Annotated in this window: 12 protein-coding genes and 1 tRNA gene; 8 read left to right on the top strand and 5 right to left on the bottom strand. The window is 65.7% G+C overall.

Going from position 1 to position 10,429, the window contains the following annotated elements:
* Window positions 1-16: 16 nt before the first annotated feature.
* Window positions 17-802 (bottom strand): 4,5-DOPA dioxygenase extradiol, encoded by a 786-nt coding sequence (gene ygiD, locus VI056_03130; GenBank protein HEY6202013.1) that lies wholly within the window; start codon window positions 800-802, stop codon window positions 17-19.
* A gap of 1,018 nt (window positions 803-1,820) precedes the next feature.
* Window positions 1,821-2,573: a BTAD domain-containing putative transcriptional regulator gene (locus tag VI056_03125; GenBank protein HEY6202012.1), complete on the bottom strand. Its 753-nt coding sequence runs from the start codon at window positions 2,571-2,573 to the stop codon at window positions 1,821-1,823.
* Between the two features lie 63 nt (window positions 2,574-2,636).
* Here VI056_03125 and VI056_03120 point away from each other — a divergent pair, with 63 nt between their 5' ends.
* Entirely contained in the window at window positions 2,637-2,936 is a 300-nt protein-coding gene (locus VI056_03120; GenBank protein ID HEY6202011.1) for an antibiotic biosynthesis monooxygenase, read from the top strand.
* Window positions 2,937-3,241: 305 nt separating this feature from the next.
* Window positions 3,242-3,652 carry a DUF1761 domain-containing protein gene (locus tag VI056_03115; protein HEY6202010.1) on the top strand — a complete coding sequence of 137 codons (411 nt, stop codon included), beginning with the start codon at window positions 3,242-3,244 and terminating at the stop codon, window positions 3,650-3,652.
* A 95-nt stretch (window positions 3,653-3,747) separates the two neighbouring features.
* Here the strand turns inward: VI056_03115 and VI056_03110 are convergent, their stop codons facing one another.
* Both VI056_03110 and VI056_03105 read right to left on the bottom strand, forming a co-directional pair.
* On the bottom strand, window positions 3,748-5,049 hold the full coding sequence (locus VI056_03110) for an RNA polymerase sigma factor (GenBank protein ID HEY6202009.1): 1,302 nt from the start codon (window positions 5,047-5,049) through the stop codon (window positions 3,748-3,750).
* Between the two features lie 34 nt (window positions 5,050-5,083).
* Entirely contained in the window at window positions 5,084-5,437 is a 354-nt protein-coding gene (locus VI056_03105; protein HEY6202008.1) for a YciI family protein, read from the bottom strand.
* Window positions 5,438-5,886: 449 nt separating this feature from the next.
* Here VI056_03105 and VI056_03100 point away from each other — a divergent pair, with 449 nt between their 5' ends.
* Both VI056_03100 and VI056_03095 read left to right on the top strand, forming a co-directional pair.
* Window positions 5,887-6,180 carry a helix-turn-helix domain-containing protein gene (locus VI056_03100; GenBank protein HEY6202007.1) on the top strand — a complete coding sequence of 98 codons (294 nt, stop codon included), beginning with the start codon at window positions 5,887-5,889 and terminating at the stop codon, window positions 6,178-6,180.
* A gap of 203 nt (window positions 6,181-6,383) precedes the next feature.
* On the top strand, window positions 6,384-6,671 hold the full coding sequence (locus VI056_03095; GenBank protein HEY6202006.1) for a metalloregulator ArsR/SmtB family transcription factor: 288 nt from the start codon (window positions 6,384-6,386) through the stop codon (window positions 6,669-6,671).
* Between the two features lie 510 nt (window positions 6,672-7,181).
* Here VI056_03095 and VI056_03090 read toward each other — a convergent pair.
* Window positions 7,182-7,253 (bottom strand) — tRNA-Gln (locus tag VI056_03090).
* Between the two features lie 124 nt (window positions 7,254-7,377).
* Between VI056_03090 and VI056_03085 the strand changes: the two genes are divergently transcribed.
* From VI056_03085 to hisA, 4 genes are read left to right on the top strand one after another with little or no spacing between them, the layout of a single operon-like run.
* Window positions 7,378-8,457, top strand: a complete 1,080-nt coding sequence (locus VI056_03085) for an aminotransferase class I/II-fold pyridoxal phosphate-dependent enzyme (protein ID HEY6202005.1) — start codon at window positions 7,378-7,380, stop codon at window positions 8,455-8,457.
* A complete protein-coding gene (locus tag VI056_03080) occupies window positions 8,352-9,335 on the top strand; it encodes a 5'-3' exonuclease (protein ID HEY6202004.1) in 984 nt (327 codons plus the stop codon). The genes VI056_03085 and VI056_03080 overlap by 106 nt, the downstream gene beginning before the upstream one ends.
* Window positions 9,332-9,655, top strand: coding sequence for a luciferase family protein (locus VI056_03075; protein HEY6202003.1), 324 nt, complete (start codon window positions 9,332-9,334; stop codon window positions 9,653-9,655). Before VI056_03080 ends, VI056_03075 begins: the two co-directional genes overlap by 4 nt.
* Window positions 9,652-10,380 (top strand): 1-(5-phosphoribosyl)-5-[(5-phosphoribosylamino)methylideneamino]imidazole-4-carboxamide isomerase, encoded by a 729-nt coding sequence (gene hisA, locus VI056_03070; protein ID HEY6202002.1) that lies wholly within the window; start codon window positions 9,652-9,654, stop codon window positions 10,378-10,380. The genes VI056_03075 and hisA overlap by 4 nt, the downstream gene beginning before the upstream one ends.
* Window positions 10,381-10,429: the final 49 nt, after the last annotated feature.

Here is a 10,429-nt window from a genome sequence, read left to right as displayed (position 1 = left end):
TGGGCGCGTGCGGTGATCAACCGAACCGGACGGCCGTCATCGAGACCGAGCCCAGGTCGATTCCATCGACGAGGACCGACATCGGGTCGTCGTTCCGGCGAATACCCGCGACGTACAGCAGCGGCAGGTAGTGATCTGGTGTTGGCACCGCGAGCCTACCGTCGCGGTGACGCTCGTAGCGCACAAGCGCTTCATCTTCGCCCTCATGCAGGTACCGCTGCACGTCGGCGTCGAAGCGCACGGCCCAGTCATACGCCAGCCCCGGCTGCAAGAAGTTGATCGCGCCGAGGTTATGCACGATGTTGCCGCTCCCGAGGACCAGCACGCCCTGATCCCGCAGTGTGTCGAGCCGACGACCAAGGTCGAGGTGATAGCTCGCTGGCTTCGTGAGATCGATTGAGAGCTGCACGACGGGCACGTCTGCGCTCGGCACGACGTGCGTGAGCACCGACCACGTCCCGTGATCCAGGCCCCAGTCGCCAACATCGAGCTCCACCGTCGTTGGCTTGATCAAGTCCTGCAGCACGCGGGCGAGCTCTGGATCGCCGGGCGCCTTGTACTCGACGCGGTGGAGGGCCTCGGGAAAACCGTAGAAGTCATGGATGGTCTTGGGCCACGGCATGGCCGTGACCGCGGTCTCCCTGATGTACCAGTGTGCCGAGATCGCGACGATGGCCCGAGGCTTGGGGATCGCCGCCCCGAACGCTCGCCACGCCTCGGAGTAACGGTTCCGCTCGATCGCGTTCATCGGGTTGCCATGTCCAAAGAACACGGCCGGCATGCGCGCCAGTTGCGATTTCAATTCACGCTCCACTGCTCTCCGAAGACCAGTGTGCTCCGGTTCGAGCCTCATGCGTCATCGCAATCTAATGACCTGACTCTCAGCGAGTAGCGTGCTTCGAGGTGAGGGGCGCGTCCCTACAATGATTTGCAGCTGGGTGTGCCTTCGGACACCCCGACAGCGCATACCGGGCGAAGACTGGGCGTCTGGTGCACGGGCGCCACCGGTCACCCGGATTGCATCGCGCGGGGCGGAGCGATCTCAGGAATCCGTCGTTCTTTCGCGGTCACCAGTCGCCTTGGCGGCCGTACTCGATCCTGATCCGCACGACCCTCGTCGTGGTTGGCGTGCTGAGCTGCCCATACCCATCACGCACGCGTGTGACAGCGGCCGACTCTGCGGCGCAGCACGTTCAGCCCGACACGACAACGCGCGCGCCGCGACTAGCGACGCACGTGAGCACCTCGCCCGTTGCCGTCCGAGCAGTCGGTCGATGAAGGTGCACATCGTGTCCATCGGGATGGCGCTGCGCACCCGCCCGGCGACCAGGACCGGGGCGGCTCGTGAACGGTCGCACTGCCGAGCGCGCGTGGTGACGCGATCGTCCAACCATCGGCACGCGCATACTCTCCGCTGTTGCCGCAGCCGGATTGTTTGCAGGTCAGTGCCTGCGAGGACGTATAGCGCCGATGGTGTCGGGCGTGATGAGTGCTCAAGCACTGAGCGATCGACTGCGAGGTCGTGTTCCGCGGATCGGCGTGACGGAAGCGGACCGGCTGGCGGATTGCCGGACGGCGATGCTGCTCACGCCGCCCCCAGCTCTCCCCGCTGGGCGTGCGCGTGAGCTGGGAGCGAACGATGTTCACCGCGCGCGTAGCACGCCGCATTCGGCACCCACGGGCAGCGTGACCTCCTCCGCCCGTTCGAATCAACGCAGTCTGCCCGACATGACCATCACCAGCCGCGAGTAGTCCGGCTCTGAGCACTGGTCGTCTCGCAGCGATGCCGCTGTACGGCGTCGTGCCGCGGCGAAACGAGCTCAGTCGGCGCGCTCGGAGATGTCGTCGAACACGCGAAGTGTCTCGGTGGACGGCGCAAGAGAGACGGCCGCTAAAGCTGCGCGGCACTCCTCCAAGACGCGCGCCGCCTGCGCCGGGTTGCCGCTCGCGGCAAGCGCACTCATCAGCAGCCGGTAGCCCGACTCGCGCAGTGGCTCCAGCACGACTAACGCTCGAGCGACCCGCTCGGCCTCCAGCGGTCGCGACTGAGCGAGTTCCGCCTCGCCGATCGCCTCCAGGGCCTGGACCTCGATGTCGCGCAGCGTGCGACGTTCGGCCTCGATCCACTCACCCGCGTCTCCCGGGAGGAACCCGCGTGCCACGATCTCACGCGCGATGACGGCCTCGGCCCACGCGCCACGAACATCTCCTCTCCGTCTCGTCGCTTGCACGTGGTGGATCGCCGACCAGGCGCGTTCGCGGTCGACGAAGGCGTTCGCTGGCAGCTGTAACACGTACCCCCCGCTGGAGCGCCGCAGCTCGAGCCCTGGCTCGTGAAGCCGCGCGAGCGCACTTCGTAGCTTGCTGATGAGGGCATCCAGGCTGGCGTCGACCGCTTCCGGTTCCCTGTCACCCCAGAGCGAGGTAATGAGCTCGTCGCGCCCGACCGGTCGACGCCGGTTGAGCACCGCGTAGGCCAACAGTCGCCTGCCGAGGCGACCCGGGAGGTCGTCGCCGTCGAGCGCCGCGGACTCGGCCTCTATTGATACACGCCCACAGATCGACACGCGCACGCGACAAGGAAAACACAAGGTGCCAAGGCGACGATGGCCCGAGCACGACAGAGGAGGAACGCTGTGAAGTACACCGTGACCGTCCGCGCGAGGCTCCGCCACGACCAAGCGGCGGCCAAGAGATACCACGACGAGGTCACCCGGGCGACAAAGGACGCGGCGAAGAAGGCCGGCGATCTCACGCACCGGGTGTTCCTGGATCCCCGCGATCCGAAGGCCTTCTTCGGCGTTGATGAATGGTCCAGCCTCGAGGGGATCGAGAGCTTCGCGGGTTCGCCGCAGATCAGAGAATTCTTCGCCAAGCTCTTCGAGGGCGAGCCCGAGGTCCACGTCTGGGTGGATTCCGACTGGAATGCGTGGTAAGACAAAGGCGTGACCCAGCTTCGTAGGTTGCGCTGCCCCTGCGGATTCGAGGTCCGGAGCAGAAGCGAGGAAGAGATAATCGCGGTGGCGCAGCTGCATGCACGCAGCCAGCACGGTCAGGAGATCACTGCGGAGCAGGCGCGCGCTCTCATCGAGCCAATGCCTGACCCAATCGCCTCGACTTGAGGGTCTGCCTCTCCGCTCGGGCATTTGGTGAATCTGCTCATCTCGCGGTGGCTGTCATCCCGTGACCAGCAGGCGCAGTAGCATCCCGCCGTCGCCGCCGGGCGTCGGGGAGGGTTTCAGTGACAGTCGATATGAACGTCAACTACCTCGCGGTCATCGTCGCTGCGGTCGCAGCGCTGGTCATCGGTTTCGTCTGGTACGCGCCGCAAGTCTTCGGGACCCGTTGGATGGGGTATCTGGGCACCACGCAGGCGCAGCTCGGCCAGCCGGGCGCGATGGGCATCGTGGTGGGTGTGGTCGCGTCTGTTGTCAACGCCTGGGTGCTCGCGCTGCTCGCACTGAACCTCGGCGGGAAGACCATCACCGATGCCGTGATGCTCGGCATTTTGGTCTGGCTGGGATTCATGGCCACGCTCACCGCGGCGCAGATCTCGTTCGAGAAGAAGCCCTGGGGCCTGTGGCTACTGAACAACGCGCACAACCTGATTGTTCAGCTGGTGATGGCGGCGATCGTCACGCTCTGGCGATAACGGTCGAGCCGCTCGACAAAGCGACGCTGCGCGATGACGAGCGTCAGGAGCACGTCGTTCAGCGGCACGCCTGTCGATCGAGTTCGCGCACTCGTCTAGCCCTCCATGATCCCGCGCGCCGCGCACTCCGCGGCTCGTCGCTGCAGGAGTTCGCGCTCCCGCGTGTTCTCCGTCAACGACGCGGCGCGCTCGAACTCGGCGCGCGCCTCTTCGAATCGGCCGAGCTTCCTTAGGAGGTCGCCGCGCACGGCCGGCAGCAAGTAGTACGTCTTGAGCGAGGGCTCAGGCACGAGCGCATCCACAAGGTCGAGCCCGGCAGCGGGACCGAACGCCATACCGACAGCGACCGCGCGGTTCAGCTCGACGACCGGCGACGATGCAAGCTGCGCGACCGCGTCGTAGAGCGCCACGATGCGCGGCCAGTCGGTCTCGGCCGCAGTCGCTGCTCGCGCGTGGCAGGCGGCGATCGCGGCCTGCAGGGCGTACGGGCCCATGCCACCTCCGAGCCCCTCGGCGCGCTCGAGTGCGGCCAGACCGCGGCGGATGAGCAGATGGTCCCAGCGCGTCCGATCTTGATCAAGCAGGAGGACGGGCTCCCCGGACGGTCCGACGCGAGCATGCAGACGCGACGCGTGGATCTCCATGAGCCCGACGAGCCCGTGGACCTCCGGTTCCGTGGGGGCGAGCTCGGCCAAGATGCGGCCCAAACGGATCGCTTCTTCGCACAGGGCTGGTCGCACCCAATCCTCGCCCGCGGTCGCGGCGTACCCCTCATTGAAGATCAGGTAGATCACCTCGAGGACTGAAGCGAGGCGCGCCACGCGCTCGGGCCCATCGGGGATCTCGAATCTGACGTGTGCTTCGGTGAGAGTCCGCTTCGCCCGGACGATGCGCTGGGCGATGCTCGGAACCGGGACGAGGAACCCTCGCGCGATCTCCTCAGTCGTCAGCCCGCCGAGCACGCGCAGGGTGAGTGCGACGCGAGCGCCTTTAGAAAGCACCGGATGGCAGGCCATGAAGATGAGGCCGAGCAGGTCGTCCCCGAACTGCTCTTCGATCGCCGTGTCGAAATCCTCGCCCCGCTGATCTCGTTCGACAATGCGTCCGAGCTCTTCGTGTTTGCGCGCGAGCGTCTTGCGCCGCCGGATCAGGTCGGTCGCATGATGCTTCGCAGTCGCCATCAGCCAGGCCCCCGGCTTCTCAGGCACGCCTCTAATGGGCCATTGCTCGAGCGCGGCAACCAGGGCGTCCTGTGCGAGCTCCTCAGCGGTCCCGATGTCGCCTACGAGGCGAGCCAGCCCGGCGACGAGCCGGGCCGACTCGATCCGCCAGATCGCTTCGATCGCACGATGCGCGTCCGTTGGTAGCGTCTCGGCAGGCCCGGTGCCCCCGGGCACGTCTCCCTCGCGCTGACCTATAGCGAAAGCTCCCTCACGCGCCCTCGTGCATCGAGACTTCGCGGATCTCGAAGGTCCCACCGTCGTAGGGTGCTCGCTTGAGCCACTCGAGGGCCTCGTCGATCGACCGCACGTCCCACAGCCAGTACCCGGCGACCAGCTCTTTAGACTCCGCGAACGGCCCGTCGATGACGGTGCGCTTCTTGCCGTCGAACCGAACGCGCTTGCCCTGCGAGCTCGGGGAGAGGCGGCCAGCACCGACGACCACGCCCGCCTTGACCAGCTCTTCGTTGAACTTCTGGTACTCCGCCATAGCCTCCGGCGTCGGGGGCCGCGGCGTCGCCGTATCGCTCGGCTCGCCTTCCTTTGCCAGAATCAAAACACGCATCTCTGTCTCCTCACCTTGGACGCGGTCCGCATCGCTTTGGCTCAGGCTCCCTGAGCCTCATCCATACATCGAATGACAAGCGGTCTTTTCGACAGACTCGATCGCCCATACTCGCCCTTGTAGCGGGGCTCAGCCGTGAGCCCTTCTCAAACCGCAGGGGACGATCCTTCATCAGTTGGGCGCCTTGTCTTCCGCGGCACACACGCGCGAATCGAGGGCTACGTTGTACTTTCGGCGCTGCGCTGCCATCGGACTACCGCAGCCAATGAATGCTTGACCAACTCAGAACCGTGTAGTCCGAGCATGGGGTGACGCTTTGGTCATGCACTCCTTGCACGCCGAACGCGACAATAGTTACGTTGCCACGCAACCGAAGAGAAATGGTACGTCCCGTTGCGCCTCTGGCGGTCGCCGATCTTGAGGTCGACGCGCTCCGACAACGTGTTCAGTTGGGCGCACGTGAGGTACGGCTTTCACCGACCGAGCACGTCATTCTGTACATGCTCGTGTCCCGCGCGGGCGAGGTCGTCACCTACCGCGAGCTGGGAGCCGCCCTTGGTCTCGTCGCAGCGGAGGTCCACAGCAACAGGATCGCGCGCCACGTGAGCACCCTCCGCCGTAAGCTCAGGGACGACCCCGATCGCCCGCATTACATCGAAACCGTCGTGGGAATCGGTTATGAGATGAAGACCTCACCCGCAGAAGGTCGTTTAGGGACGACCGCGAGACTGAACGGCACCTAGTCCCTCGACTCACCATGCGACAAGAACCCATGACGGATTGGTAATGCGATTGGCGACCCGCGGATGCATGGTTACCGCAGCAAACGCAACTGCCTGGGCGAACTGGAAAGGCCTTCATGCCGACAGACATTCCCCGTCCCATCGATCCGACTGCCGTAAAGACGGCTGAACGGCAAATGCTGACCCCGCGCAACGAGAAGCGGATGCGTGCTCTCCTCGATGCGCTCTGCGACCCGGCACGCATCAAGATCGTGCGCGCGCTGCGAGACACGACGCTCGCGGCCAGCGATCTCGCGAACGTCATCGGTCGCAACCGCACCGCCACGAGCCAACATCTGCGAGTCCTGCGCGAGCACGGTGCAATCATTGCGAAGCGCGATGGAAAGATCGTGCGCTACATGCTGTCGAGTGATCTCTCGGGAACAATCATCGAAGAGGCAGCGTCCGTCTTCGATCAGCTACAGCCGGGAACCGCGGCCGTCACCACGTGAAGTCACGCGGGTAGGAGCCGCCCGAGTATTCCCTGCTGGGCTGTCGAGGCTATCGAGCGCACGCCGTCGAAGATAAGTCGTGACGTCAGACACGTTAGTCCATACCTATGAGTCTTGAGCGCCCTTAACACAGCCGGTGACGCGACTGACTCGAACGAGATCTAGCTCCGAAAACGGCTCGGCCCAGCGGCATCCCTTACGTGGTCCACGAAGTGTTCGAGATCGAACGGCTTCCGGCGCAGCCGCGTTGCGTCGTCTCGAATCGACTCAGGAAGCTTTGGTTCAGTGGCGATCACCAGCACTGGCATGTCGAGATAGGCGCTGTGTGCACGAATCGCCACGCCGCGAAACGTTCTTGGCAGTGATTGCCAGTCAGCGTGGTCAGGGAATCAGATGAACTTCACGGGAGTCAGCTAATCGTCCTGAGCGTGGGACACCGATCACCTGATTCCGATCAGGTCGTTTGACGCTCGCGCGGCTCGGCGGATCGGTCGAATTTCTTCGGATCTGTTGGGGAGAGAGGATTCGAACCTCTGATTGGCTGATCCAGAATCAGCTGCCTTACCGCTTGGCCACTCCCCAGAGGGGTCCTGCTGCTAGCGAGTTTACCGGACGCGGCTCGAACTAGCCGCTTTCTTCTTCCATCAGATCGGGCAGTGACCGTCATCCACACGCGACAAGACGGCAAGCACCGTACCCTATGCGCATGACCCCACGCCTTCCGAAGCCGCGAGCCGATCTGTCCGCGTTCCCGGCGTACCGCACCGGACAGCAGAAGGCCGACGTGCGGCTCAACGCCAACGAATGGGCCGAGCCCAATCCAGCCGGCGACTGGCTGACCCCGGCCGAGCTCGACGCCGTCCTTCTCAACCGCTATCCGACATCGGCCGTCGATCTGCGCGGGCTGCTCGCGGAGCGTTACCACGTCGAGCCCGACCAGCTCGTGCTCGGCAACGGCAGCAACGAGGTCCTGCTCAACACGTTCCTCGTGTTCGGCGGACACGGTCGCAAGACGCTGTTGTTCCAGCCGACCTATTCGATGCACGGGCGGCTCACGATCATCGCCGGCGGGTCGGTCGTCGACGAGATCATCGGTCTCCCGTACGAGATCACGCGGGATCGCGCGGTCGCGGCGGCAGCAACGGCGCGCGCCGACATCATCGTGTTCACGACCCCGAACAACCCGACGGGCAACGCGGTGCCGTTCGACGCGATCCTCGCGGTGGCTGAAGCGCATCCGGAGACGCTCGTCCTCGTCGATGAGGCGTACAGCGACTTCGCCGGCACGACGCTGCTTCCAGAGCTCGCGGCGCATCCGAACATGGTCATCAGCAAGACGTTCTCGAAGGTCCGGGCCGCCGCCGGCCTCCGCGTCGGCATCCTCGTGACGCATCCGGCCGTGGCCGAGCTGTTCCGCGCAGTGCAGCTCCCGTACAACGTGAGCTCGCTGACGCACGCGGTCGCGGCGAAGATCGCGAAGGACGACGCCTCCATCGCGCGGCGCGTGGAGCTGTGCCACCGTGAGCGTGCGCGCGTGTTCGCGGCTCTGAGGAAGATCCGCGCGATCGAGGCCTACCCGTCGGTGACGAACTTCATCCTCTTCCGCATGAAGGACGAGACTCCCGCAGCGGTGCACACGCGTTTCCTCGAACAGAGCGTCCTCGTCCGCGACATCTCGATGTGGCCCGGCTGTGCCGGCTGCCTGCGAGTCTCGATCGGAACGCCGGCGGAGAACGACCGGTTCATCGCGGCCCTCCATCACGTGTTTGCGGCGGCGCCCGCATAGCGACGCTTCTCATCGACGCGTCCAGCCTCGCGTACCGCGCCTACCACGCGATGCCGGAGGTTCGAGCGCCGGACGGGACGCTCGTCAACGCGATCGTGGGCTTCCTCAACTTCATCGAGCGACTGCTCCACGATCGCAAGCCGGAGCGGATGTACGTCGCGTTCGAATTCGGCGAGGACTGGCGGCCGCAGTTCCGCGTGGCCTTGCTGCCGGAATACAAGAGCGCGCGTGTCGCGACCGGCGACGAGCCGCCCGACGAGGTCGGACCCCAGATCCTCATCATCGCGGAGCTGCTCCGTGAGCTCGGTATCTCGATCGCGAATGCGACCGAGTGCGAGGCCGAGGACGTGATCGCGACACTGACGACGAAGATCGAGGGACCGATCGAGATCGTCAGCGGCGACCGTGACCTGTACACGCTGGTGCGCGACCCGCGCATCCGCGTCCTGTTCACCGTGAAAGGCGTCACCGAGCTCGCGGCGGTGGATCAGGCGTGGGTCCACGCGAAATACGGCATCCCGGGCGACCGCTATCTCGACTACGCGATCCTGCGCGGCGATCCTTCGGACGGGCTCCCGGGCGTGCGAGGCATCGGCGAGAAGACCGCGTCGCAGCTGCTGGCGAAGTACGGCTCGCTCGACGCGATCCTAGCGGCCAAGGATCTCTCCGCGACGATCCGCGCGAAGCTGAACGCATCCAAGGACTACGTCGTCGCGGCTCGCACCGTCGTCGGGCCGGTGCTCGACTGTGCGATCGAGGTCAGCGGCGACGGCTCGATCCCGAAAGCCCCGCCCGAGCCGATGCACATCGCTGCGCTCGCGCAGCGCTACGGCGTCCAGGCATCGATGCGCCGGGTCGTCGACGTGCTCAAAGCGTGACCGTCCTTGACGACTTCATGGCCCGCGGCGCGCGCCTCCGGGGGATCACGGTGCGAAAGTCGAAGTTCCGCAAGCATGGCGAGGCCCTCTGGCTGGGAAAGACAGAGGTCGCGCATTGCCACAACGGCGACGTCGATGTCCGGCTGACACGCACCCTCGTCCGCGTTCTGCGCGACGAGCTCCGGAGCGACGCTCGGATCGACCTGCGAGGCCCGGGCTACGACTGGATCCTCGTGCGCGTGCGCCGTGCGGCGGATGTCGAGCGCGCGCTGGAGTTGCTGCGCCACGCGATCCGTGCCGCCCGTACCATCGCGCCGTGATCGTCTACCCCGCGATCGACATCTACGGCGGCAAGGTCGTGCGCATGACCCGCGGCGACTTCTCGACGGTCGAGGAGGTCGCGCCCTCACCGCTCGAGGCCGCGAAGCGCCTGGTGAACGAAAGCGCCGAGTGGCTGCACATCGTCGACATCGACGGCGCCCGGACCGGCGAACCCGCCAATCTCGACGCGATCCGGCAGATCGCGAATCGCTTCACGGTGAAGATCCAGGCCGGCGGTGGCATCCGCGATTTCGATACCGCCGAGCGGTTCGCCGAGGCGGGCGCGTCACGGATCATCGTCGGGACCGCCGCCATCGAGGATCCTGAACTCATCGGTCGCCTGGTCGATCGCCATGCGGACGGCATGGCCGTCGCCGTTGATGCCCGCAATGGGATGGTGATGACGGCGGGCTGGACGGAGACGAGCGACGTCCGTGCCGTCGACCTCATGCAGAAGCTCGCCATCACCGGCGTGCCGTCGGTCGTGTACACGAACGTCTCGGTCGACGGGACGCTGCAGGGGCCGGACGTCGCGGGCCTCGAAGCCGTCGCACGCGCGTTCGGCGGGGATGTCATCTACTCAGGCGGCGTGGGCTCACTCGACGACATCCGCGCCGTCGCAAAACTCCGCCACCGCGGGCTGCGCGGCATCATCGTGGGCCGTGCTCTCTATCTCGGCCGCTTCTCACTGCGCGACGCGATCGCCGCCGCTACCGCTCGCTAGCGCGCCTTTCCTCGTCGAGTCCACGGACATTTGGGCCCGTGGCCAAGTT

This window comes from Candidatus Limnocylindria bacterium (genome assembly GCA_036523395.1).
Taxonomy (GTDB): domain Bacteria; phylum Chloroflexota; class Limnocylindria; order P2-11E; family P2-11E; genus CF-39.
Note: the sequence above shows the minus strand (reverse complement) of the source record. Positions and strands in the feature narration are given on the sequence as shown.